Source organism: Pseudomonas sp. B21-031, assembly GCF_024748985.1.
Taxonomy (GTDB): Bacteria; Pseudomonadota; Gammaproteobacteria; order Pseudomonadales; family Pseudomonadaceae; genus Aquipseudomonas; species Aquipseudomonas kermanshahensis.
This window is the reverse complement of the sequence record NZ_CP087181.1, coordinates 1-23663: the sequence shown is the minus strand read 5'-3', so window position 1 is coordinate 23663 and position 23663 is coordinate 1. Positions and strand designations below refer to the sequence as shown.

Genomic DNA, 23663 nt, shown 5'->3' with positions numbered 1-23663 from the left:
CAACGGTTAGGGAGTAGCGGATGAAGATCATCATCCTCGGCGCGGGGCAGGTGGGCGGTACGCTGGCAGAACACCTGGCCAGCGAGGCCAACGACATTACCGTGGTCGACACCGACGGCGAGCGCCTGCGCGACCTCGGCGACCGCCTGGACATCCGCACGGTGCAAGGCCGCGGCTCGCTGCCGACGGTGCTGCGCCAGGCCGGCGCCGACGACGCCGACATGCTGGTGGCGGTGACCAACAGCGACGAGACCAACATGGTGGCCTGCCAGGTCGCCTACTCGTTGTTCCACACCCCGACCAAGATCGCCCGGGTACGGGAGTCGGCCTACCTGACCCGCGAAGAGCTGTTCCACAACGACCATATCCCGGTCGATGTGCTGATCAGCCCCGAGCAAGTGGTGACCAACTACATCAAGCGCCTGATCGAGCACCCAGGTTCACTGCAGGTGATCGACTTCGCTGAAGGCAAGGCGCAACTGGTGGCGGTCAAGGCGTACTACGGCGGCCCGCTGGTGGGCCAGCAGTTGCGCCAGATCCGTGCGCACATGCCCAACGTCGACACCCGTGTGGCGGCGATCTTCCGCCGTGACCGGCCGATCACCCCACGCGGCGACACCGTGATCGAGGCCGATGACGAAGTGTTCTTCATCGCCGCGAAAAAAGACATCCGCGCCGTGATGGGCGAGCTGCGACGCATCGACGAAACCAACAAGCGCGTGGTCATCGCTGGTGGCGGGCAGATTGGCGAGCGCTTGGCCGAGGCCATCGAAAGCCGCTACCAGGTGAAGATCATCGAGATGAACCCGGCCCGCTGCCGTCACCTCTCCGATAGCCTGGAAAGCACCGTGGTGCTGCAGGGCAGTGCGTCGGACAAAGACCTGATGCTGGAGGAGAACATTGCCGACGCCGACATCTTCCTGGCCCTGACCAACGACGACGAGGCCAACATCATGTCGTCGCTGCTGGCCAAGCGCCTGGGTGCGCGCAAGGTGATGACCATCATCAACAACCCGGCCTATGTGGACCTGGTGCAGGGCGGCGAGATCGACATCGCCATCAGCCCGCAGTTGGCCACCATCGGCACCTTGCTGGCCCACGTGCGGCGTGGCGATATCGTCAGCGTGCACTCCCTGCGCCGCGGCGCGGCCGAGGCCATCGAAGCCGTGGCGCATGGCGATTCGAAGTCGAGCAAAGTGGTCGGCAAGGCCATCGAAGACATCGCCCTGCCGCCAGGCACCACCATCGGCGCGATCATTCGCGACGAAGAGGTGATGATTGCCCACGACGACACGGTGATCGAATCGGGTGACCATGTGATTCTGTTCGTTGTGGATAAAAAGCATATTCGGGATGTGGAGAAGCTGTTCCACGTCGGCTTGAGTTTCTTCTAGGAGAAGAGGGCATGCGCGAATCGCTGGAGAAGATGCTGGCCAAGGGTGTGGATAACCCGCTGTTGAGGTTCGGCCTTGGCAAGGCCTGGCTGGATGAGGGCAATGGCGCTGAGGCGGCGGTGCACCTGGCGCGTTGCGTGGAGCAGGACCCGAAGTATTCGGCGGCGTGGAAGTTGCTAGGTAAGGCGTATCAGTTGCAGGGGGATTTGGCGGCGGCGCGCAAGGCCTGGGAGGACGGGATCGTGGCGGCGCAGGCCCATGGGGACAAGCAGGCCGAGAAAGAGATGGCGGTGTTCCTCAAAAAGCTGAATAAAGCCTGAAATTGCCAGGGCTGCTTGCCCCGCGAATGGGGCGCAAAGCGCCCCCAACTATCTCAATACCAACGCGGCTCACCCGCCGGGCGCTTCTTGAAGCGCTTCATGCTCCACATGTACTGGCTCGGATACTCGCGCACATACCGCTCGACCACCTTGCTCATGGCCGCCGCCGACTCGGTCACATCCGTGCTGTACATCGCCTCCGGCGCCGCTTCCAGAATCACCCGGAACCCAGACCCATCCGGAAGCCGCAACGCATGCAGGAACACACCCACCGCCTTGCCACCAGCCAGCATGTTCGGCACGAACTTGCTGGTCAGCGCCTGGGTGCCCAGGAACGGCACGAACACACCCGCCGACTCAGCAGGTTCCGGGTCGGCAGGAATGCCCACCTGGCCCCCGCGGCGCACTTCCTTGATCACGCTGAGGATGCCTTCTTTGGTCGAAGGCGCCACGCGGTTGCCCATCTGCACCCGCTGTTCACGCAGCAAATCATCCACCGCCTTCAGCTTCGGCGGGCGGTAGAAGATGATCGGTTTGCACTGGTTGCAATAGAAGTGGTTCAGCACTTCCCAGTTACCCAGGTGGCTGGTGATACCCACCACGCCCTTGCCTGAGGCCAGGGCCTGCTCCAGCACTTCCAGGCCGTGCACTTCCTTGACCAGCTCCAGCGACCGCTGCGGTGGCCAGATCCAGGCGCAAGCGCTTTCGACAAAGGACTTGCCGATGTCTCTCAGCGCACGGCCAACCAGTTGCTCACGCGCCACCGGGTCCATCTCCGGGAAACACTTGGCGAGGTTGATGCGCACCACGTTGCGCGACCCGTTCGGGACCTTCCACATCAGCCAGCCGATACCGGCGCCGACGCGCTGCACAGCGCCCCAGGGCAACTTGGCGAACAGTCGAAGCACCCCGACCATCAGGGCGCCCTTGAACTTTTCCACAGGCGAATTCCTTATTTCAGCAAGGCGCGCATTGTACCCCGTCAACGCACCAAGGCGGCGTAGCGATCACAATCGGTGGTGTGGTCCATGACCATACCGGTGGCCTGCATGAAGGCATAACAGATGGTTGGGCCGACAAACGTGAAGCCGGCTTTTTGCAGGGCTTTGCTCATTGCCTTCGCTTCATCGGTAACGGCAGGCATTTCGCTTCGGTCCTTGAAATGGTTGACCTTGGGCACGCCACCCACGAACGACCAGAGCCACTCGGCCGGGTTATCCACAGCCAGCCAGGCCTGGGCGTTGCGCCGGGCCGCCTTGAGCTTGAGGCGGTTGCGGATGATGCCGGCGTCGAGCATCAGTGCTTCGATCCGTTCATCGCTCATCTGCGCCAACTTCACCGGGTCGAAGCCATGCATCACCTCGCGATAACGCTCGCGTTTACGTAAAACCGTGATCCATGACAGCCCCGCCTGGAACCCTTCGAGCAAAAGCATCTCGAACAGCAACGCCGGATCACGCTGCGGTGTTCCCCATTCCTGGTCGTGGTAGGCCTGGTACAACGGATCGTCGGTACACCAAAAGCAGCGTGGCATAAGGCTCCAATGAGTAGAGGGCGAGGCGAATCAGGTTATACTCCCGCTCTTTACATCCGCATCCCCAGATACAGGTGAATTTCGTGAGCCAGCCTACGCCAGCCGTGCGTACCTTCCAAGACCTGATCCTCGCCCTGCAGAACTACTGGGCAGCTCAAGGTTGTGTGGTGCTTCAGCCCTACGATATGGAAGTAGGCGCCGGCACTTTCCATACCGCCACGTTCCTGCGCGCCGTCGGCCCAGAGACCTGGAACGCCGCCTACGTGCAGCCTAGCCGTCGCCCTGCCGACGGACGGTATGGCGAAAACCCAAACCGCCTGCAGCACTACTACCAGTTCCAGGTGGTGCTCAAGCCGAACCCGGCCAACTTCCAGGAGCTGTACCTCGGCTCGCTGAAAGCCATTGGCCTGGATCCGCTGGTCCACGATATCCGTTTCGTCGAAGACAACTGGGAATCGCCGACCCTCGGCGCCTGGGGCCTGGGCTGGGAAATCTGGCTCAACGGCATGGAGGTGACCCAGTTCACCTACTTCCAGCAAGTGGGCGGCATCGAGTGCTACCCGGTCACCGGTGAAATCACCTACGGCCTCGAACGCCTGGCCATGTACATCCAGGGTGTCGACTCGGTCTACGACCTGGTATGGGCCGATGGCCCGTTCGGCAAGGTCACCTACGGTGACGTGTTCCACCAGAACGAAGTCGAGCAGTCGACCTACAACTTCGAGCACGCCAACGTCGAGAAGCTGTTCGAGCTGTTCGACTTCTACGAAAGCGAAGCCAACCGCCTGATCAAGCTGGAGCTGCCGCTGCCGACCTACGAAATGGTCCTGAAGGCTTCGCACACCTTCAACCTGCTCGACGCCCGCCGCGCCATCTCGGTGACCGAGCGCCAGCGTTACATCCTGCGCGTACGTACCCTGGCCCGGGACGTGGCGCAAAGCTATCTGCAAGCCCGCGCACGCCTGGGCTTCCCGATGGCCACCCCTGAATTGCGTGACGAAGTGTTGGCTAAGCTGGAGGCTGCACAATGAGTGCTCAAGATTTCCTGGTAGAACTGGGCACCGAAGAGCTGCCACCCAAGGCCCTCGCCAGCCTGGGCGACGCCTTCCTGGCCGGTATCGAGAAAGGCCTGCAGGCCGCTGGCCTGAACTACGCCAGCAAATCGGTATACGCCGCGCCGCGCCGCCTGGCCGTACTGATCCGCCAGCTTGACGTGCAGCAGCCTGACCGCAGCATCAACATCGACGGCCCGCCCCTGCAGGCTGCTTTCAAAGACGGTGAGCCGACCCAAGCGGCTCTGGGCTTTGCCAAGAAGTGCGGTGTAGAGCTGTCGGAAATCGACCAGAGCGGCGCCAAGCTGCGTTTCTCCCAGCACATCCCAGGCAAGGCCACTACCAGCCTGCTGCCGACCATCGTAGAAGACTCGCTCAACGACCTGCCGATCCCCAAGCGCATGCGCTGGGGCGCCAGCCGCGAAGAGTTCGTGCGCCCAACCCAGTGGCTGGTGATGCTGCTTGGCGACCAAGTCGTCGACTGCACCATCCTCGCCCAGCAGGCCGGCCGTGAGTCCCGTGGCCACCGCTTCCACCACCCGGAAAACGTGGTTATCACCACCCCGGCCAACTACGTCGAAGACCTGCGCAAAGCCTACGTGCTGGCCGACTTCGCCGAGCGCCGCGAGCTGATTGCCAAGCGCACCGCCGAACTGGCCCTGCAGCAGGAAGGCAGCGCCATCGTGCCGCCGGCGCTGCTGGACGAAGTGACCGCGCTGGTCGAGTGGCCAGTGCCGCTAGTGTGTTCGTTCGAGGAGCGTTTCCTCGACGTGCCGCAAGAAGCCCTGATCACCACCATGCAGGACAACCAGAAGTACTTCTGCCTGCTGGACAGCGAAGGCAAGCTGCTGCCGCGCTTCATCACCGTGGCCAACGTCGAAAGCCGTGACCCGAAGCAGATCATCGAAGGCAACGAAAAGGTCGTGCGCCCACGCCTGACCGATGCCGAGTTCTTCTTCAAGCAAGACAAGAAGCAGCCGCTGGAGACCTTCAACGAGCGCCTCAAGAACGTGGTGTTCCAGGCTCAACTGGGCACCGTGTACGACAAGGCCGAGCGTGTTTCCAAGCTGGCCGCGTTCATTGCCCCGCTGATTGGCGGCGACGCCCAGCGCGCCGCGCGTGCTGGCCTGCTGTCCAAGTGCGACCTGGCCACCGAGATGGTCGGCGAGTTCCCTGAGATGCAGGGCGTTGCCGGTTACTACTACGCGCTCAACGATGGCGAGCCGCAAGACGTCGCCCTGGCCCTGAACGAGCAGTACATGCCGCGCGGCGCTGGCGCCGAGCTGCCAGAGACCGTCACCGGTGCTGCCGTGGCGATCGCTGACAAGCTCGACACCCTGGTCGGTATCTTCGGTATCGGCATGCTGCCAACCGGCAGCAAAGACCCGTACGCACTGCGCCGCGCTGCGCTGGGCGTGCTGCGCATCCTGATCGAGAAGCAGCTGGACCTGGACCTGACCGGTGCGGCCGAGTTCGCGGTCAAGCAGTTCGGTGCCAAGGTCAAGGCCGCCGGCCTGGCCGAGCAAGTGCTGGAGTTCATCTTCGATCGCCTGCGTGCACGCTATGAAGACGAAGGCATCGACGTTGCCACCTACCTGTCGGTACGTGCCCTGAAGCCGGGCTCTGCCCTGGACTTCGACCAGCGTGTGCAGGCCGTGCAGGCGTTCCGCAAACTGCCGGAAGCCGAAGCCCTGGCCGCGGTGAACAAGCGCGTGTCGAACCTGCTGAGCAAGGCCGAAGGCGCCATCGCCGAACAGGTCGAGCCGAAGTACTTCGACAACGCCAACGAGTTCTCCCTGTACTCGGCCATCCAGCAGGCCGACCAGGCCGTGCAACCGATGGCCGCTGCGCGTCAGTACAGCGAGTCGCTGGCCCGCCTGGCAGCCCTGCGTGACCCGGTCGACGCCTTCTTCGAGGCGGTGATGGTCAACGCCGAGGACGCCAAGGTCCGCGCCAACCGTTATGCCCTGCTCAGCCGCCTGCGCGGTCTGTTCCTGGGTGTGGCCGACATCTCGCTGCTGGGGTAAGCCTTGAAACTGCTGATTCTCGATCGAGACGGGGTGATCAACTATGACTCCGACGCTTACATCAAGTCGCTGGAGGAGTGGATCCCCATCCCCGGCTCGGTCGAGGCCATCGCGCAGTTGAGCAAAGCGGGCTGGACGGTGGCCGTGGCCACCAACCAGTCCGGCATTGCCCGCGGCTATTACCCGGTGCAAACCCTCGAGGCCATGCACGCGCGCCTGCGTGCGTTGGTGGCCGAGCAGGGCGGCGAAGTGGGCCATATCGTCTATTGCCCACATGGCCCGGATGAAGGCTGCGATTGCCGCAAGCCCAAGCCGGGCATGCTGCGGGCGATTGCCGAGCACTACCAGGCCGACCTTGGCGGCGTGTGGTTTGTCGGCGACAGCCAAGGTGACCTTCAGGCCGCCCTGGCCGTCGGTGCACAACCCGTGTTGGTGAAAACCGGCAAGGGCGAGCGGACCCTGGAAAAAGGTGTCCCTGAAACTACACTGATTTTCGACGATCTGGCAGCTATCGCCAGAGAACTAATTTAAACAGTGCGCCTTAGGGCGCATTTTCTCAGGCGGGCACGCCCCGCAACGGTACATGCCACTATGTCGATCCTGCAGGCGATCAGAATCTTTCTTTTTTACCTGCTGCTGGGCACCAGCTCGTTGCTGTGGTGCTCCCTGAGCTTTTTTGTCGCGCCATTCTTGTCGTTCCCCAAGCGTTACACGTTCATCAACGTGTACTGGTGCCGTTGCGCGTTATTTTTGACCCGCACCATCCTTGGCATCGACTACAAGATCACCGGCGCCGAGAATGTGCCGAATGAGCCGTGTGTGATCCTGTCCAACCATCAGAGCACCTGGGAGACCTTCTTCCTTTCCCAGTACTTCTCGCCGCTCAGCCAAGTGCTCAAGCGCGAACTGCTGTACGTGCCGTTCTTCGGCTGGGCCATGGCCATGCTGCGGCCCATCGCGATCAACCGCGACAACCCTAAAGAAGCCCTGCGTCAGGTCGCCAGCCAAGGTGATGAACTGCTCAAGCAGGGTGTGTGGGTGCTGATCTTCCCAGAGGGTACCCGCGTGCCGTTTGGCACCGTCGGCAAGTTCTCCCGTGGCGGTACCGCACTGGCGGTCAATGCCGGCCTGCCGGTGCTGCCCATTGCGCACAACGCGGGCAAGTTCTGGCCCAAGGCGGGCTGGGGCAAGCGTGCGGGCACCATCGAGGTGGTGATCGGTGAGCCGATGTACGCCAACGGCACCGGCCCTCGTGCAATTGCCGAGCTCAATGACCGCGCCGCCGCCTGGAACGAGGCCACGCAAAGGGCCCTGGGTTCGCTGCCACCCGCGGCTGAAAAGCCGCAGGAGCAGACTGCTTGAGTTTCTGTGGATAACGTGTGAGCAGTTTTTCTGCGATCTGTTCTATGTATGCAGTAAGTGATTGAATTAGTTGTTTATTTCTTCACATGACAGATTTGCTAAAAACGTGCATAAGTTTTTTCGCGGCATAAAAAAACCGGCTTTTAAAGCCGGTTTTTTTATGGGTGAGGCTGAGGTGTGTCAGACCTTGTCGATATCCACGTCCTTGGTTTCTTTCAGGCAGAAAATCCCCACTACCAGGCTGATGCCGGTCACCAGCACTGGGTACCACAGCCCGTAGAAGATATCCCCGGTATACACCACCAGCGCGAACGACACCGTCGGCAGGAAGCCACCGAACCAGCCGTTGCCGATGTGGTAGGGCAGGGACATCGAGGTATAGCGGATACGGGTCGGGAACAGCTCGACCATCACCGCCGCCAGTGGTCCATAGGTCATGGTCGCGATCAGGATCATCGCCACGATCAGCACCACTACCATCACCTGGTTGACCTGCCCCGGATCAGCCTTGGCTGGGTACCCCGCCTGTTCGATCGCCGAGCGCATGGCGGTCTCGTCGAAACCATTGATGGTCTTGTCGCCAATGTTGACCACCACCTCGCTGCCAGCCACGCTCACCGAGCTGTACGGCAGGCCCTGCTTGACCAGGAACGTCTTGACCTTGTCGCATGGGCTGTCAAAACGCGCCTTGCCAACCGGGTCGAACTGGAAGGTGCAGCCCTGCGGGTCGGCGGTCACGACGATCGGTGCCTGGCGGCTGGCGGCGTCGATCTGCGGGTTGGCGTAATGGCTGAGCGCCTTGAACAGCGGGAAGTACAGCACCGTCGCCAGCAGCAGGCCGAGCATCAGAATCGGCTTACGCCCGATACGGTCCGACAGCCAACCAAAGAACACGAAGAACGGCGCCCCGATCACCACACTGATGATCAGCAACGTGTTGGCCTGGGCGGGGTCCATCTTGAGCATCTGGGTCATGAAGAACAGCACGTAGAACTGCGCGGTGTAGAAGGTCACGGCCTGGCCAGCGTTGATGCTGAACAGCGCAGTGAGCACCACCTTGAGGTTCGGCCAGGAGGTGAACGACTCGCGGATCGGCGATTTGCTGATCTTGCCCTGGGCCTTCATTTTCACGAAGGCAGGCGACTCGTGCATGCTCATGCGAATCCAGGTGGAGATCGCCAGCAGGAAGATCGACAGCAGGAACGGCAGGCGCCAGCCCCAGGTTTCGAACTGGTCACCACTGATGTAACGGCTGCCCAGTACGACCAGCAACGACAGCAGCAGGCCCAGGGTGGCGGTGGATTGAATGAAACCGGTATGGAAGCCGCGTTTACCCGGCGGGGCATGCTCGGCCACGTAGGTGGCCGCGCCACCGTACTCGCCCCCAAGCGCCAGGCCCTGCAGCATGCGCAGGATCACCAGAATGATCGGTGCCGCAATACCAATGCTGGCATACGTGGGCAGCAGGCCGACGGCAAAGGTCGACAGGCCCATCAGCACGATGGTCACCAGGAAGGTGTACTTGCGCCCGATCATGTCGCCCAGCCGGCCAAACACCAGCGCACCGAAGGGGCGGACCAGGAAGCCGGCGGCGAAGGCCATCAAGGCAAAGATGAAGGCCGTGGTGTCGTTGACCCCAGCAAAGAACTGCTTGCTGATGACCGCTGCCAGCGCGCCATAGAGAAAAAAGTCATACCACTCGAAAACCGTCCCGAGGGATGACGCGAAAATGATCTTTCTTTCTTCACGACGGCTGGCGCTGCTGGCCGTCGCACCCTGCTCTTGGATGTAATCCGACATCGTTGCTGTCCTCGGCCCACAGGCCACAGTGATTATTCTTTTTGTTCCACTGTCGGCAGCCTCCGACCGCAAGCTGCCGGTGTTGCACGCACCCGGGTCAGGGCGTCGGTATCGCGTCTTCGTTTAGGTAGGTCTGGGTCGCAGCTCCTTTGAGGATAAGTTGCGCCGCCTTTTCGGCGATCATCAGCGTGGGTGAACAGGTATTGCCGGAGGTGATCTGCGGCATGATCGAGGCATCCGCCACCCGTAAGCCTGGGATGCCATGCACCCGCAGCTGGTTATCCACAACATCCTCTGGGCCAATGCCCATGCGGCAGGTGCCTACGGGATGGAAGATGGTGGTGCCAATCTTGCCCGCGGCCTCAAACAACTCGTCTTCGCTTTGCAGGGCAGGGCCCGGCAGGTATTCCTGGGGGGCGAAGGCCGCGAGGGCAGGGGCCTGGACGATGCGCCGCGTCATGCGGATGGCGTCTACGGCGACCCGCAAGTCCTGGGGGTCACTGAGGTAGTTGGGGTCGATCAGTGGCGCGCTGTGCATATCGGCGGCGCGGATGTCGATGCGCCCGCGGCTGAGCGGGCGCAGGTTGCACACCGAAGCGGTGAAGGCCGGGAAGCGGTGCAATGGCTCGCCGAACCGCTCCAGCGACAAGGGCTGCACGTGGTACTGCAAGTTGGCTGTGGCATGTTCGGGGCTGGAGCGCACGAACGCCCCCAACTGGCTAGGCGCCATGGCCAGCGGGCCGCTGCGGTCATAGAGATAACGCAGGCCCATGCCCATCTTGCCCCACAGGCTGTTGGCCATCTGGTTCAGGGTACGGGTGTTGCGAATCTGGTAGATCAGGCGCAATTGCAGGTGGTCCTGCAGGTTACCGCCGACGCCGGGCATGTCATGCCGCACGCCAATGCCCAAGTCTTCGAGCAGCTTGCGCGGGCCGATGCCAGACCGCTGCAGGATCCCCGGCGAGCCGACGGCGCCGGCGCACAGAATGATCTCGCGACGGGCAGCAAACTCATGCCAGGCACCTTGCCAGCGGGCTTTTACCGCACGGGCACGGGTGTTGTTGAGCAGTACCTGATCGACTTCTACACCGGTCAGTACCGTCAGGTTGGACCGGCTGAGCACCGGCCGAAGAAACGCCTTTGACGCGTTCCAGCGCACGCCACTGCGCTGGTTGACCTGAAAGTATCCACAGCCCTGGTTGTCACCGGTGTTGAAGTCGTCGACCTTGGCGATGCCACTTTGCTCGGCCGCGTCACGGAACGCATCGAGGATTGGCCAGCTGTAACGCTGGCGCTCGACCCGCCATTCGCCGGCGGCGCCATGGTGCTCGCTGTCACCGGCAAAGTGGTTTTCACTGGCCTTGAACAGTGGCAGTACGTCCTTCCAGGCCCAGCCTGGGTTACCTTGCTCGGCCCAGTGGTCATAGTCAGCCGCCTGGCCGCGCATGTAGATCATGCCGTTGATCGATGAACAACCGCCGAGCACCTTGCCCCGTGGATAACCCAGGCTACGCCCACCCAGGCCGCTTTGTGCTTCGGTCTTGAAGCACCAGTCAGTGCGGGGGTTGCCGATGCAGTAGAGGTAACCGACGGGGATGTGGATCCAGGGATAGTTGTCACGGCCACCCGCTTCCAACAGCAGCACGCGGCAGGAAGGGTCGGCGGACAATCGATTGGCCAGCAGGCACCCGGCTGGACCGGCGCCCACGACCACGTAGTCGAAGACAGAATCGGCTGATGGCATGTGAAACCTCGCGCCTGATTATTGTTCTTGTCCCGAACCATCTTATTGATTAATTTCGCTGTGGAAACACGAGATTTCGCGCAGCCGCTGTGCGTTTTAGCACAGTGACATGTCTGCTTTGGCCATCGCCGGCCAGAGTGAACAGCCCAAAAGGATCAGCATGTTCGACTGGAACGATCTGCGGTTTTTCCTCGAGTTGCAGCGCAGCGGCCGTTTGCTCACTGCCGCCAAACGCCTCAATACCACCCACAGCACCGTCGCCCGGCATATCGAGAGCATCGAGAAAAGCCTGGGCACGCCACTGTTCGTGCAGCATGCCCAAGGCTACGACCTGACCCCGTCCGGGCAGGCCCTGCTCAAGCACGCCGAAGCCATGGAAAACGTCGCCTTGCTGGCGCAGGAAGAAATCACCCAAGCCATCACCCCCCTGGGCAAGATCCGCCTGGGGGTGACCGAAGGCATTGGCATCATGTTCTTCACCCCGCGCATGAACGCGCTGTTCGAGCGCTACCCAGGCCTTGAGGTGGAACTGGTGGCGGTGCCGCGCTTCGTCAGCATCCTCAACCGCGAGGCGGAAATCAGCATCCACCTGGAGCGGCCCAACGCCGACCTGCTGATCACCCGCAAGCTCACCGACTACCGCCTGGCGCTCTACGCCAGCCAAGCGTACCTCGACCGCGCACCGCCGCTGCGCAACCGCGAAGACCTGGCTCGGCACAGCTGGATCGGCTACGTCGATGACCTGCTGTTCAGCCAAGAGCTGCTGTTTCTCAACAGTTTCTGCCGCGCGCCCAACGTGGCGTTCCGTAGCACCAGCGTAATCGCCCAGCAACACGCGGCGCGCGCGGGCCTTGGCATTGCCGTGCTGCCCAACTTCATGGCGCGCCATGACCCGACGCTGGTCCGGGTGCTGCCCAGCGAAACCATCCAGCGCAGCTATTGGATCTGCACCCGTCGCGAGCTGCACAAATCGGTGCGCCTGCGGGTAGTGTGGGACTACCTGCTGGCGCTGTGTGCCGCCGAACAGGGCGAGCTGCTAGCCCAGTAGCGCCTTGCCGGCCAACAGCAGGGCGGCTGCCCAACCGGCCACGGCAAACATCTGCTGCAGGCGAGGCCCGGCGAGTTTGGCTGCCAATGGCCGCGCCAGCAGCAAACCGATCACCGCACCGAGCGCAAACGGTGCGCCGACCTGCCAGTGCATCACCCCCGCCAGGCTGGCGCTGACCACGCTCCCCGTGGACACCAGCGCAATTACCGCCAGCGAGGTCGAGACGATGCTGGCCATGCGCAAATTGGTGTAGCGGTTCAAGGCGGGGATGATCACAAACCCACCGCCCACGCCCAGCAACCCAGACAGCAATCCCGACAGCGCGCCGGTAAAGGCCAGGGCGCGTGCGCAGGGCAACGTCCAGCGCAAACGGCCCTGCAGCGGGTTGAGCACGCAGGGTTCGATGTAGCGGTGAGCATCGTTGGCTTCACCGCGCAGCTCCCTGGCCGCCTTGCGCCAAATGCGCAGGCAGGCGTAAACCAGCACGCCGGCGAATACCAATGCCAGCGGCGTATTGGGCACACGGTGCGCCAGCATCAGCCCGAAGGGCGCTACCGCGATGCCGATCAGGGCAATGAACAACGCCGCTCGGTAGCGCACCAACCCCTGACGCAAACCCAGCACTGCCCCCACGGCGGCAGCAAGGCCCACCGCCAACAGGCCGACTGGCGCCGCCTCGACCATCGACAGGCCAAGGCCAAACACCAGCAATGGCACCGCAAGAATACCGCCCCCCGCGCCGGTCAAGGCCAGCACGGCACCGATGACCGCCCCCAAGCCTGCGCCCAACAGTTGCTGTTCGATCACTGTTTGGCCTCAGCTACCAATGGCTGCGGCCGCGCCAACCATTCACGCCCCTTGAGCATGCCTTTCCAGTACAACGGTGGCAGTACCCGCGCCTTGAGCAACCAGGCCAGGCGCGTCGGCCGTCGGCCATCGAGCAACCAACGTGGGAAGCTCGGCGCCACTTTGCCGCCATAGGTGAACTCGGCCAGCACGATCTTGCCACGCTCGACAGTCAGCGGGCATGAGCCATAGCCGTCATACATGGCGAGGGTAGGGAGCCTGCCCAACGCCACCAGCACGTTATTGGCCACTACCGGCGCCTGCTTGCGCGCTGCCGCAGCAGTCTTGGCATTACTGGTGTTGGCCACGTCGCCCAGGGCATGGATGTTGGTGAATTTTCGATGGCGCAAGGTCTGCGGGTCGACGTCGACCCAGCCCGCGCTGTCTGCTAACGGGCTCTCGCGAATGAAGTCTGGCGCCACTTGCGGCGGCACCACATGCAGCATGTCGAAGGCCTCGACTCGGGTTTCAGTGCTGCCGTCGGCCAAGATACGCACGAACGTCGCGCGCTTGCCGGGGCCATCCACCGCCACCAGGCGATGGGCGTAGTTGAGGTCCACGGCGTACTTGTCGATATAAGCCATCAGTGCGGGCACGTAGTCGGCCACGCCAAACAGCACGGCACCGGCGTTGAAGAAACTGGCTTTCACATCCCCCAGGTGACCATGGCGCAGCCAGTGGTCGCAAGACAGGTACAGCGCTTTCTGTGGCGCACCGGCGCACTTGATCGGCATCGGCGGTTGGGTGAACAGGGCGCGGCCGTGCTTCAGCTGCTGCACCAGTTGCCAGGTGTACGAGGCCAGGTCGTAGCGGTAGTTGGAGGTCACGCCGTTACGGCCCAGTGTCTCGCTCAGGCCGTCGATGGCCTGCCAATCGAGTTTCAGGCCTGGGCAAACCACCAACTGTTCATAGCTGATAGCGCGGCCATCTTCGAGTACGACCAACTGGCCCAAGGGGTCGAAGCCCTGCACGCGCGCTTTGATCCAATGGACGCCATGGGGAAGGGTCGAGGCCATGGTGCGCGCCGTGTCTGGCGCCTTGAACACACCGGCGCCGACCAGGGTCCAACCGGGCTGGTAATAATGCACGTCGGCGGGGTCGATCAGGACGATATCCAGTGACGGATCACGGCTGATCAGGCTGGACGCGGTCGCGATACCGGCAGCACCGGCACCGACGATGACCACTTTGTGGTGGTCGGTATTGAGCGTTTTGGCAGGGTGGAGCAAGGCAGGCATGGCGGTATTTCCTGGAAATCTCGTTATGGGTAAAAGCGGTTAAAGCGTGTTCAGTGGAATCTTCAGGTAGCTCACGCCATTGGCCTCGGGCTCAGGGAAGTGGCCGCTGCGCATGTTGACCTGCACCGAGGGCAGGATCAGCACGGGCATGTCGAGGGTCTTGTCGCGGGCTTCGCGCATGGCCACGAAGCTGTCTTCGTCGATGCCGTGGTGAATGTGGATATTGCTGACACGTTGCTCGGCCACGGTCGTGACGTATTGCATGTCGCGCCCGCCCGGCAGGTAGTCGTGGCACATGAACAATCGGGTCTGGTCGGGGAAGGCCAGCAGGCGGCGGATCGAGCGATACAGGGTGCGGGCATCAGCGCCGGGGAAGTCGCAACGGGCCGTGCCATAGTCGGGCATGAACAGCGTGTCACCGACGAACACCGCCTTTTCACCGCCATCGACCACCACATAGCTCATGCAGGCGGGGGTGTGCCCCGGCGTGTGCAAAGCACGGGCATGCAGGTTGCCGATACGGAAACCTTCCTCATCCTCCAGCAGGACATCGAACTGGCTGCCATCCCGGGCAAAGCCGGGTTCGGCATTGAACAGCGCGCCAAACACTTTTTGCACCTGGGTGATGTGCGCACCGATGGCGGTGTGGCCGCCGAGCTTGTCCTTCAGATAGGCCGCGGCCGACAGGTGGTCTGCATGCACATGGGTTTCCAGTATCCACTGCACCTTGGCATCGAGCGCCTTTACCCGGGTGATCAACCGGTCTGCCGAGGCGGTGCAGGTGCGCCCCGACTTGGGGTCGTAATCCAAAACGCTGTCGATCAACGCGCATTTGCGCGTCTCGCCGTCCATGAGCAGGTAGCTGATGGTCGAGGTCGCCTCGTCGAAGAAGGCTTCCACGTGAAGGTTGTTACCGATGATCATCACGTTCTCCAAAGTTTCCTACGCCCCCTATAGAGGCGTAGGCAGTGAACGGAGGTTTATCAAGATGCATGCCAGGGTTTTTCACAGGCCTTGGCCAATGAATACGGGCCGGGCTGGCGCTTGCCTGGCAACATGGCAGTCACGTTGGCAGTCGACTGTCAGCCAATGGCAGTGTTTGGCAGTCCTTGCTACCCTCCGCCGGGTTATCACATCGGTGCCGTCATGCCTGAGCCTCATCACATCATCCTAGCGTTGGTTTCCTACCTCGAACACGATGCCCTGCCCACCATCGTGCTGGACACGGACTACAACATTCTCGCGGCCAACGCGGCCTACCGCCGCCAGTTCGGCCGAGACCAGCAGGCGCCGCTGGGTGAAAAATGCCACAAGGTCTCGCACCACTATGCCGTGCCGTGCGACCAGGCCGGCGAGCATTGCCCCATGCGCAAGGCATGGGACAGCAAGGTGCCGGAACGTGTGCTGCACATTCATCACACGCCACGCGGCCCAGAGCATGTGGACGTCGAGCTGCGGCCGATCCTGGATGAGCAGGGCAGGGTGGTCGCCTTTGTCGAGCGCCTCACCACCATCACGCTCGCCGCGGCGCAACCTCAGCAGCAGGGCCTGGTAGGGCGGGCGCCAGCGTTCAAGGCAGCATTGGCCAGCCTGCAGCGCGCGGCGCCCGCACAAATTCCGGTGTTGCTCCAGGGCGAATCGGGTACCGGCAAAGAGCTGTTCGCCCGCGCCCTGCACATGGGCAGCCCGCGCGCAAACGGGCCGTTGGTCGTGGTCGACTGCACCGGCTTGACCGAGTCGCTGTTCGAGAGCGAGCTGTTCGGCTACGAGAAAGGGGCGTTCACCGGCGCCAACCAACGCAAGATCGGCCTGGCCGAAGCCGCGCATGGCGGCACGTTGTTCCTCGACGAAATCGGTGAAGTGCCGATGGCCATGCAGGTCAAGCTGCTGCGCCTGATCGAATCCGGCAGCTTCCGCCCGGTGGGCAGCCTGCGGACCGTGCACTCGGATTTCCGTTTGGTCTCGGCCACGCACAAGCCGCTCAAGAAAATGGTCGCCGAAGGTTCGTTCCGTGAGGATCTGTATTACCGCATCAGTGGCTTTCCTATCCGGCTGCCTGCCCTGCGTGAGCGCGTGGAGGACCTGCCATTGCTGGTCGAGAGCCTGCTCCAGCGTATGGCTGGGCAGCCTGCGCCCAGGTTGGCCGATGACGCATTGAAGCACCTCGAGCTGCATCCGTTCCCGGGCAATATCCGCGAGTTGCGTAACATCCTTGAACGGGCACGGCTGTTTGCCGATGACGGGCTGATCCGTCCCGAGCACCTGCCTGACGACATCGGCCCACCGATTGCACCCGGCGTGACCAGGGGCCGAGGCCATAGCGACCTGAGTGAGCTGGCGCAGGCGCTGGAGCAGTTTCAGGGCCCACGCAGTGAGCTGGCGCGCCATCTGGGCATGAGTGAGCGCACCCTCTACCGACGCTTGAAGGCACTGGGCTTGGGCACGTAGGGCGACTCGGCCTTGCCCACCTTTACCTGACCTTTACCTCAAGCCAAGGAGTAGCTTGGCAAAACCGCTGTCTGATCCGTTAACCGCACCAGGCGAACAGAACTTGCGCCGGGCATTAACATGCAGAGGATCAGCAACACATGAAAAAAACCCTGACCGTGCTGTGCGCCGCGCTGATGTTCAGCGCGCCGCTGGCCAGCTTCGCTCAACCGGGCCCACCCCAGGGGCATGAAAACGGCCCCGCCCATCAGGGCAACACACCGCATGGCAACGGCCAGCACGGCAAACAGCCGCAGGGTCGGCCGGGTAACGGCCATGCGCCAGCCCCTTACCAAAACCCGAACTTTCGTCCACAGCCGGGTATGCCGATACCCCATCAGCAATGGCAACGCGGGCATGCCGTTGACCCCCATTACCGCGGCGACCGCTACTGGGTAACCGACTGGCGTGCACGTCACCTCTATGCGCCACCGCGTGACCACCGTTGGTTGGCTGTGAATGGCGACTACGTGCTGGTGGCGATTGCCAGTGGGGTGATCGTGAACATTCTCAGCGGTTACTGACCCACCGTATCGCACGCATAAAAAAGCCCGCTTTCGCGGGCTTTTTTATGTCGTTCAACCTACACCTGATCAGAAGTCCAGGTTCGATACCGACAGCGCGTTGCTTTCGATGAACTCGCGGCGAGGTTCCACTGCGTCGCCCATCAAGGTGTTGAAGATCTGGTCGGCAGCGATCGCGTCCTCGATGGTGACCTTGAGCATGCGGCGCACAGTTGGGTCCATGGTGGTTTCCCACAGCTGGTCCGGGTTCATCTCACCCAGCCCTTTGTATCGCTGGATGGTGTGGCGCTTGGTGCTTTCGTTCATCAGCCAGTCCAGGCCTTCCTTGAACTCGACGATTGCCTTGCGGCGTTCGCCACGCTGCACATAAGCACCTTCGCCCAGCAGGCTTGCCAGCTTGGAACCGATGTTGACCACGGTACGGTAGTCGTTGCTGCCGAAGAAATCGCGGTTGAAGGTGATGTAGCTGGCCAGGCCGTGCGAGGTGATTTCCACTTCCGGCAGCCAGACATTGCGCTCCTTGTCTTCGCGCAGGCTGGCTTGATACGCCAGGCCCGACTTCTGGGTGCTGCTCAGACGCTCCTGGAACTTGGCCAGCCAGGCCTGCATCACAGCGTGGTCACCCAGTTGCTCCAGGGTAACTTCCGGCAGGTAGATGAAGTGCTCGGTCAGCTCCTGTGGGTACAGGCGCGACAAACGCTTGAGGGTCTTCATCACGCCACGGAACTCGTTCACCAGGCTTTCCAGCTGAACACCGGAAACCGCTGGCGCCGACTCGTCCAGGTGCAGGCTGGCATCTTCCAGGGCCGATTGGGTCATGTATTCTTCCATGGCCTCGTCGTCCTTGATGTACTGCTCCTGCTTGCCTTTCTTCACCTTGTACAACGGTGGCTGGGCAATGTAGATGTAGCCACGCTCGACCAGCTCTGGCAGCTGACGGAAGAAGAAGGTCAGCAGCAGGGTACGGATGTGCGAACCGTCAACGTCAGCATCGGTCATGATGATGATGTTGTGATAACGCAGTTTGTCGATGTTGTACTCTTCGCGACCGATACCACAGCCCAGTGCGGTGATCAGCGTACCGACCTCCTGGGACGAGATCATCTTGTCGAAGCGAGCCTTCTCGACGTTGAGGATCTTACCCTTCAACGGCAGGATCGCCTGAGTGCGACGGTTACGACCTTGCTTGGCCGAACCACCAGCGGAGTCACCCTCCACCAGGTACAGTTCGGAAAGGGCAGGGTCCTTTTCCTGGCAGTCGGCCAACTTGCCTGGCAAGCCCGCGATGTCCAGTGCACCTTTGCGGCGAGTCATCTCACGCGCCTTGCGCGCGGCTTCGCGGGCACGGGCGGCGTCGATCATCTTGCCGACAACAGCTTTGGCTTCGTTCGGGTTCTCGAGCAGGAAGTCCGAGAAGTACTTGTTCATCTCCTGTTCCACGGCAGTTTTCACCTCCGAGGAAACCAGCTTGTCTTTGGTCTGGGAGCTGAACTTAGGGTCAGGGACCTTGACCGAGATGATCGCGGTCAGGCCTTCACGGGCGTCGTCGCCCGTGGTCGCAACCTTGTTCTTCTTTGCCAGGCCTTCCTGCTCGATGTAGCTGTTCAGGCTGCGGGTCAGCGAAGAACGGAAGCCCACCAAGTGAGTACCGCCATCGCGCTGCGGAATGTTGTTGGTGAAGCACAGCAGGTTTTCGTTGAAGCTGTCGTTCCACTGCAGGGCAACTTCAACACCCACGCCATCGTCACGCTGGACGTTGAAGTGGAACACCTGGTTGTTCACTGGCGTCTTGTTGGTGTTCAGGTACTCGACGAACGCACGCAGGCCGCCTTCGTATTTGAAGAACTCTTCCTTACCGCTGCGTTCATCCTTGAGCAGAATACCGACGCCCGAGTTGAGGAACGACAGTTCACGGATCCGCTTGGCCAGGATGTCCCAGCTGAAGTGGATATTCTTGAACGTCTCAGCCGAAGGCTTGAAGTGGATGTGGGTACCGGTCGTTTCGCTGTCACCCACAATCGCCATCGGCGCTTGAGGGACACCGTGAACGTAGGTTTGCTCCCAGATCTTGCCGCTGCGACGCACGGTCAGCACCAGCTTCTCCGACAGGGCGTTAACCACGGAAACACCCACACCGTGCAGGCCGCCCGAAACTTTGTACGAGTTGTCGTCGAACTTACCGCCGGCGTGCAGCACGGTCATGATGACCTCGGCTGCCGATACGCCTTCTTCTTTATGCACGTCAACCGGAATGCCGCGACCGTTGTCGCGCACGCTGATGGATTCATCCGTGTGGATGATGACGGTGATGTCATCGCAATGACCGGCGAGGGCTTCGTCGATCGAGTTGTCGACCACTTCGAAGACCATGTGGTGCAGGCCGCTACCATCATCGGTGTCGCCAATGTACATGCCGGGACGCTTGCGTACGGCATCCAAACCTTTCAGCACTTTAATGCTGGAGGAGTCGTACGTTTGATTTTCGCTCATGCCTTCACTCCCGATGGTCGTGGGTCTGGGTGATACGGCCCTGTTCCACGTGGAACAAAGCAACTGGCGTTTCCGTCTGCCAGCCTTCCCTCAGTAATTCGTGATCTACACAGGTGATGAACACCTGGCAGCGTAATTCTTCTAGCAAGCGGCACAATGCGCGGCGGTGTTGCTCGTCCAATTCTGACGGCAAGTCATCCACGAGATAAATACAGTGACCGCGGCGAGCCTGGCTGACGAGGTGCCCTTGGGCAATGCGTAGCGCACACACCACAAGTTTCTGCTGCCCTCGCGACAGAATGTCGGCTGCGTTATTGGCAGCCAAACGAAGACGCAGATCAGCACGCTGCGGACCGGCCTGGGTGTGGCCCATTTGCTGGTCACGAAGAAGAGAGGAGGCGAGTACTTCGTTGAGTTCCCGGTCCTTGTCCCAGCCTCGGTAATAGCTCAGGGTCAACCCGTCAAGCTCGACCAGTTCGCTCAGGGTTCGCTCGAAGACGGGCTTCAAGGCCTTGATGTAGTTGCGACGGTATTCATCTATTTCCGCGCTGGCCAGGCACAATTCCCGGTCCCAGGCGGCTTGCGAAGCTGGGTCAAGTGTACCATGCCGCAACCACGAGTTCCGCTGCCGGAGCGCCTTCTGCAGACGTTGCCAAGCAGGCAGAAAACGAGGTTCCACGTGGAACACTCCCCAATCCAGGAATTGGCGGCGAATTTTCGGGGCGCCTTCCAACAGCCTGAAACTGTCCGGGTTAATCAGCTGCAGGGGTAGCAGCTCGGCCAACTGCGCAGCGCTTTTGGCATTCTGCCCGTCGATACGGATGGTGAAATCACCTTGCCGCTCGCGAGATACGCCCAGGTTGCTGGTGCCCCCCGACGTCAACTCAACCTCGCCAAACACGGTGCAAGCTGGCTGCTCGTACTGGATCACCGGGTTCAGGCGCGTGCTGCGGAAGGAGCGCGCCAGCCCCAGCAAATGCACAGCTTCGAGCACACTGGTTTTGCCGCTGCCGTTAGCACCGTAGAGGATGTTGATGCGGGGAGAGGGTGAGAGGGTCACCGGGTGCAGGTTGCGCACCGCGGTGACCATGATACGTCGAAGGGACATTCAGTCTGCTACAGGTTACAGACGCATCGGCATGACAACGTAGGAAGAGTCATCATTGCCAGCCTCCTGCAGCAGCGCACTGCTGTTGGAGTCGGACAGAATCAGACGCACCTGCTCGGTCGTCATCACGCCCAGCACGTCCAGCAAGTAGCTGACGTTGAAGCCGATCTCCAGCGCGCTGCCGTTGTAGTCGACGCTGATCTCTTCTTCTGCTTCTTCCTGCTCAGGGTTGTTGGCCTGAATCTTCAGTTGGCCAGCGGCCAGTTGCAGGCGAATGCCGCGGTACTTTTCGTTGGACAGGATCGCGGTACGGCTGAATGCCTCACGCAGCGCCTGACGATCACCGACTACCAGCTTGTCGCCACCCTTTGGCAGAACACGCTCGTAGTCCGGGAATTTGCCATCCACCAGCTTGGAGGTGAAGGTGAACTCGCCGGTGGTTGCGCGAATATGGTGTTGCCCCAGGACGATGCTGACCATGCCTTCCGGATCAGTCAGCAGACGGGCCAGCTCCAGGATACCTTTGCGCGGCACGATCACTTGGTGGCGATCATCCTGCTCGATGGGCGCGCTCATGGAGCACAGCGCCAGGCGGTGGCCATCGGTAGAGACAGCGCGCAGGGTGTTACGCGACACCTCCAGCAGCATGCCGTTGAGGTAGTAGCGCACATCCTGCTGAGCCATGGCAAAGCTGGTGCGCTCGATCAGGCGGCGCAGCTTGCTCTGTTCCAGGTTGCAGGTCAGCGAGCCAGGGCCTTCTTCCACCGTCGGGAAGTCATTGGCGGGCAGGGTCGACAGGGTGAAGCGGCTGCGGCCGGCCTTGACCAACAGTTTTTGCTCGTCGACCTTGATATCGATCAGGACGTCGTTTGGCAGGCTTTTGCAGATGTCCATCAGCTTACGGGCCGGGACAGTGATTTCGCCAGGCTCGGCTGGCTCTTCCAGTTGCACGCGGCCTACCAGTTCGACTTCCAGGTCGGTACCGGTCAACGACAGCTGCTGGCCTTGCACAACCAGCAATACGTTAGACAGGACCGGCAAGGTCTGACGGCGCTCGACGACACCGGCGACCAGTTGCAGGGGTTTCAACAGGGCTTCGCGTTGAATGGTGAAATGCATGGTCTAGTCCCTTGCCTTCAATTAGCTGCGCAGACGGCCATCAGGTCGTCAGCGTCCGCAGCAGGTTCTTGTAGTCCTCGCGGATGTCCGCGTCGGATTCCTTCAGTTCGTTGATTTTGCGGCAGGCGTGCAGCACGGTCGTGTGGTCGCGACCACCAAACATGTCGCCGATCTCCGGCAGACTGTGGTTGGTCAGCTCCTTCGACAGGGCCATGGCTACCTGGCGCGGGCGCGCGACAGAACGCGAGCGACGCTTGGACAACAGATCGGAGATCTTGATCTTGTAGTACTCGGCCACTGTGCGCTGAATGTTATCCACACTGACCAGCTTGTCTTGCAGCGCCAGCAAGTCTTTGAGCGATTCGCGAATCAGTTCGATGGTGATGTCGCGGCCCATGAAGTGCGAGTGAGCGATCACCCGCTTCAGGGCACCTTCCAGTTCGCGGACGTTGGAGCGGATGCGCTGGGCAATAAAGAAGGCAGCGTCATGCGGCAGCTCGACTTTGGCCTGGTCGGCCTTCTTCATCAGAATCGCCACACGCGTTTCCAGCTCTGGCGGCTCTACCGCAACGGTCAGGCCCCAGCCGAAGCGGGATTTCAGACGTTCTTCCAGGCCTTCGATTTCCTTCGGGTAGCGGTCGGAGGTGAGGATCACCTGCTGGCCGCCCTCGAGCAGTGCGTTGAAGGTGTGGAAAAACTCTTCCTGAGAGCGCTCTTTGCGGGCGAAGAACTGGATGTCGTCGATCAGCAACGCATCGACCGAGCGATAGAAGCGCTTGAATTCGTTGATGGCATTGAGCTGCAGCGCCTTGACCATATCCGCGACGAAACGCTCCGAATGCAGGTAGACCACCTTGGCGTTCGGGTTTTTCTTCAGCAGGTGGTTACCCACAGCATGCATCAAGTGGGTTTTACCCAAGCCCACACCACCATAAAGGAAGAGCGGGTTGTAACCATGCTTCGGGTTGTCGGCGACCTGCCAGGCAGCAGCCCGCGCCAGCTGGTTCGACTTACCTTCGACGAAGGTGTCGAAAGTGAAGGTGCGGTTCAGGTAACTGGTGTGTTTGAGCGCACCTTCAACCTGAACGGTGCGCTGTTCGGTGCGGGTGTTGGTAGCCGGTGCCGGCGCAGGCTCGGCCATGGCGTCAAAGCTGTCACGCGACGAAGGCTCGGCAACCTCGTTGACCTGCGCAGCTTCCACAGGCGCAGCGGCAGGCTCTACCGACACCGCAGCAGGCGCAGCTTTTTGTACCTGGGTCTGCGCCAGCGAAGCGGCCACAGCGGCACTGACCGGCGCATTGGGCGCGGCCCGCGGCGCCGAGCTGCGACGGCTGCCTATTAATAAGGAAAGGGCAGGCGCAATGCCGCTGCCGTTCTCACCCAACAGCTCGAGCAGACGACCCAGGTACTTTTCATTGACCCAATCGAGAACGAAACGGTTAGGCGCATAGACGCGCAACTCGTCGCCTTCGGCTTCGACCTGTAGCGGACGGATCCAGGTGTTGAATTGCTGGGCAGGCAGTTCATCGCGCAGAAGCTCCACGCACTGCTGCCAAAGTTCCACTGACAC

Annotated in this window: 20 protein-coding genes; 9 read left to right on the top strand and 11 right to left on the bottom strand. The window is 61.6% G+C overall.

Going from position 1 to position 23663, the window contains the following annotated elements:
- Nucleotides 1–20: 20 nt before the first annotated feature.
- Both trkA and LOY53_RS00095 read left to right on the top strand, forming a co-directional pair.
- Entirely contained in the window at nucleotides 21–1394 is a 1374-nt protein-coding gene (trkA, locus tag LOY53_RS00100; protein WP_085272130.1) for a Trk system potassium transporter TrkA, read from the top strand.
- An 11-nt stretch (nucleotides 1395–1405) separates the two neighbouring features.
- Nucleotides 1406–1714, top strand: coding sequence for a tetratricopeptide repeat protein (locus LOY53_RS00095; RefSeq protein ID WP_099452509.1), 309 nt, complete (start codon nucleotides 1406–1408; stop codon nucleotides 1712–1714).
- A 53-nt stretch (nucleotides 1715–1767) separates the two neighbouring features.
- Here the strand turns inward: LOY53_RS00095 and LOY53_RS00090 are convergent, their stop codons facing one another.
- Together LOY53_RS00090 and LOY53_RS00085 are read right to left on the bottom strand one after the other, a co-directional pair.
- Nucleotides 1768–2655, bottom strand: coding sequence for a lysophospholipid acyltransferase (locus tag LOY53_RS00090; protein ID WP_252826304.1), 888 nt, complete (start codon nucleotides 2653–2655; stop codon nucleotides 1768–1770).
- Between the two features lie 41 nt (nucleotides 2656–2696).
- A complete protein-coding gene (locus LOY53_RS00085; protein WP_252826303.1) occupies nucleotides 2697–3248 on the bottom strand; it encodes a DNA-3-methyladenine glycosylase I in 552 nt (183 codons plus the stop codon).
- Between the two features lie 83 nt (nucleotides 3249–3331).
- Between LOY53_RS00085 and glyQ the strand changes: the two genes are divergently transcribed.
- Genes glyQ through LOY53_RS00065 form a run of 4 tightly spaced genes read left to right on the top strand, consistent with a single transcriptional unit; the run spans nucleotide 3332 to nucleotide 7689 of the window.
- Nucleotides 3332–4279, top strand: coding sequence for a glycine--tRNA ligase subunit alpha (glyQ, locus tag LOY53_RS00080; RefSeq protein WP_027592054.1), 948 nt, complete (start codon nucleotides 3332–3334; stop codon nucleotides 4277–4279).
- Nucleotides 4276–6327: a glycine--tRNA ligase subunit beta gene (gene glyS / locus LOY53_RS00075; RefSeq protein WP_085272131.1), complete on the top strand. Its 2052-nt coding sequence runs from the start codon at nucleotides 4276–4278 to the stop codon at nucleotides 6325–6327. The genes glyQ and glyS overlap by 4 nt, the downstream gene beginning before the upstream one ends.
- Before the next feature lie 3 nt (nucleotides 6328–6330).
- Nucleotides 6331–6858, top strand: coding sequence for a D-glycero-beta-D-manno-heptose 1,7-bisphosphate 7-phosphatase (gmhB, locus tag LOY53_RS00070; RefSeq protein WP_027592056.1), 528 nt, complete (start codon nucleotides 6331–6333; stop codon nucleotides 6856–6858).
- Nucleotides 6859–6918: 60 nt separating this feature from the next.
- A complete protein-coding gene (locus LOY53_RS00065; protein ID WP_027592057.1) occupies nucleotides 6919–7689 on the top strand; it encodes a 1-acyl-sn-glycerol-3-phosphate acyltransferase in 771 nt (256 codons plus the stop codon).
- Between the two features lie 180 nt (nucleotides 7690–7869).
- Here the strand turns inward: LOY53_RS00065 and LOY53_RS00060 are convergent, their stop codons facing one another.
- Nucleotides 7870–9489 carry an MFS transporter gene (locus tag LOY53_RS00060; RefSeq protein ID WP_186679273.1) on the bottom strand — a complete coding sequence of 540 codons (1620 nt, stop codon included), beginning with the start codon at nucleotides 9487–9489 and terminating at the stop codon, nucleotides 7870–7872.
- Between the two features lie 97 nt (nucleotides 9490–9586).
- A complete protein-coding gene (locus LOY53_RS00055) occupies nucleotides 9587–11233 on the bottom strand; it encodes a GMC family oxidoreductase (RefSeq protein WP_258703456.1) in 1647 nt (548 codons plus the stop codon).
- Between the two features lie 160 nt (nucleotides 11234–11393).
- On the opposite strand from LOY53_RS00055, the gene LOY53_RS00050 reads away from it, so the two are divergent.
- Nucleotides 11394–12281: a LysR family transcriptional regulator gene (locus tag LOY53_RS00050; RefSeq protein ID WP_027592060.1), complete on the top strand. Its 888-nt coding sequence runs from the start codon at nucleotides 11394–11396 to the stop codon at nucleotides 12279–12281.
- Here the strand turns inward: LOY53_RS00050 and LOY53_RS00045 are convergent.
- The 3 genes from LOY53_RS00045 to LOY53_RS00035 are packed head-to-tail and all read right to left on the bottom strand — an operon-like array spanning nucleotide 12270 to nucleotide 15289.
- Complete coding sequence (locus LOY53_RS00045; protein ID WP_252826300.1) at nucleotides 12270–13088, bottom strand: sulfite exporter TauE/SafE family protein; 819 nt, start codon at nucleotides 13086–13088, stop codon at nucleotides 12270–12272. The two genes, LOY53_RS00050 and LOY53_RS00045, sit on opposite strands and share 12 nt — an antisense overlap.
- Nucleotides 13085–14365, bottom strand: a complete 1281-nt coding sequence (locus LOY53_RS00040; RefSeq protein WP_258703455.1) for an FAD/NAD(P)-binding oxidoreductase — start codon at nucleotides 14363–14365, stop codon at nucleotides 13085–13087. Before LOY53_RS00040 ends, LOY53_RS00045 begins: the two co-directional genes overlap by 4 nt.
- A 39-nt stretch (nucleotides 14366–14404) precedes the next feature.
- On the bottom strand, nucleotides 14405–15289 hold the full coding sequence (locus LOY53_RS00035) for an MBL fold metallo-hydrolase (RefSeq protein ID WP_258703454.1): 885 nt from the start codon (nucleotides 15287–15289) through the stop codon (nucleotides 14405–14407).
- 222 nt (nucleotides 15290–15511) lie between these two features.
- On the opposite strand from LOY53_RS00035, the gene LOY53_RS00030 reads away from it, so the two are divergent.
- A complete protein-coding gene (locus LOY53_RS00030) occupies nucleotides 15512–16813 on the top strand; it encodes a sigma-54-dependent Fis family transcriptional regulator (RefSeq protein WP_258703453.1) in 1302 nt (433 codons plus the stop codon).
- Between the two features lie 140 nt (nucleotides 16814–16953).
- Nucleotides 16954–17376 carry an RcnB family protein gene (locus LOY53_RS00025; RefSeq protein ID WP_252826296.1) on the top strand — a complete coding sequence of 141 codons (423 nt, stop codon included), beginning with the start codon at nucleotides 16954–16956 and terminating at the stop codon, nucleotides 17374–17376.
- 69 nt (nucleotides 17377–17445) lie between these two features.
- Here the strand turns inward: LOY53_RS00025 and gyrB are convergent, their stop codons facing one another.
- Genes gyrB through dnaA form a run of 4 tightly spaced genes read right to left on the bottom strand, consistent with a single transcriptional unit; the run spans nucleotide 17446 to nucleotide 23663 of the window.
- The gene (gene gyrB / locus LOY53_RS00020) at nucleotides 17446–19866 is read right to left on the bottom strand and encodes a DNA topoisomerase (ATP-hydrolyzing) subunit B (RefSeq protein WP_027592066.1); all 2421 of its coding nucleotides are present in this window, start codon (nucleotides 19864–19866) and stop codon (nucleotides 17446–17448) included.
- 4 nt (nucleotides 19867–19870) lie between these two features.
- On the bottom strand, nucleotides 19871–20974 hold the full coding sequence (gene recF, locus LOY53_RS00015; protein ID WP_027592067.1) for a DNA replication/repair protein RecF: 1104 nt from the start codon (nucleotides 20972–20974) through the stop codon (nucleotides 19871–19873).
- 15 nt (nucleotides 20975–20989) lie between these two features.
- Nucleotides 20990–22093: a DNA polymerase III subunit beta gene (gene dnaN, locus LOY53_RS00010; RefSeq protein ID WP_027592068.1), complete on the bottom strand. Its 1104-nt coding sequence runs from the start codon at nucleotides 22091–22093 to the stop codon at nucleotides 20990–20992.
- Nucleotides 22094–22133: 40 nt separating this feature from the next.
- Entirely contained in the window at nucleotides 22134–23663 is a 1530-nt protein-coding gene (gene dnaA, locus LOY53_RS00005) for a chromosomal replication initiator protein DnaA (RefSeq protein WP_099452499.1), read from the bottom strand.

What these genes read in the sequence shown, in the direction of transcription:
- LOY53_RS00060 (WP_186679273.1), bottom strand. Translation starts at nt 9,489, where the DNA reads ATGTCGGATTACATCCAAGAGCAGGGTGCGACGGCCAGCAGCGCCAGC.
- LOY53_RS00035 (WP_258703454.1), bottom strand. Translation starts at nt 15,289, where the DNA reads ATGATCATCGGTAACAACCTTCACGTGGAAGCCTTCTTCGACGAGGCG.
- LOY53_RS00030 (WP_258703453.1), top strand. Translation starts at nt 15,512, where the DNA reads ATGCCTGAGCCTCATCACATCATCCTAGCGTTGGTTTCCTACCTCGAA.
- LOY53_RS00085 (WP_252826303.1), bottom strand. Translation starts at nt 3,248, where the DNA reads ATGCCACGCTGCTTTTGGTGTACCGACGATCCGTTGTACCAGGCCTAC.
- LOY53_RS00025 (WP_252826296.1), top strand. Translation starts at nt 16,954, where the DNA reads ATGAAAAAAACCCTGACCGTGCTGTGCGCCGCGCTGATGTTCAGCGCG.
- dnaN (WP_027592068.1), bottom strand. Translation starts at nt 22,093, where the DNA reads ATGCATTTCACCATTCAACGCGAAGCCCTGTTGAAACCCCTGCAACTG.
- LOY53_RS00050 (WP_027592060.1), top strand. Translation starts at nt 11,394, where the DNA reads ATGTTCGACTGGAACGATCTGCGGTTTTTCCTCGAGTTGCAGCGCAGC.
- LOY53_RS00040 (WP_258703455.1), bottom strand. Translation starts at nt 14,365, where the DNA reads ATGCCTGCCTTGCTCCACCCTGCCAAAACGCTCAATACCGACCACCAC.
- LOY53_RS00055 (WP_258703456.1), bottom strand. Translation starts at nt 11,233, where the DNA reads ATGCCATCAGCCGATTCTGTCTTCGACTACGTGGTCGTGGGCGCCGGT.
- LOY53_RS00065 (WP_027592057.1), top strand. Translation starts at nt 6,919, where the DNA reads ATGTCGATCCTGCAGGCGATCAGAATCTTTCTTTTTTACCTGCTGCTG.
- LOY53_RS00095 (WP_099452509.1), top strand. Translation starts at nt 1,406, where the DNA reads ATGCGCGAATCGCTGGAGAAGATGCTGGCCAAGGGTGTGGATAACCCG.
- gyrB (WP_027592066.1), bottom strand. Translation starts at nt 19,866, where the DNA reads ATGAGCGAAAATCAAACGTACGACTCCTCCAGCATTAAAGTGCTGAAA.
- trkA (WP_085272130.1), top strand. Translation starts at nt 21, where the DNA reads ATGAAGATCATCATCCTCGGCGCGGGGCAGGTGGGCGGTACGCTGGCA.
- glyS (WP_085272131.1), top strand. Translation starts at nt 4,276, where the DNA reads ATGAGTGCTCAAGATTTCCTGGTAGAACTGGGCACCGAAGAGCTGCCA.
- recF (WP_027592067.1), bottom strand. Translation starts at nt 20,974, where the DNA reads ATGTCCCTTCGACGTATCATGGTCACCGCGGTGCGCAACCTGCACCCG.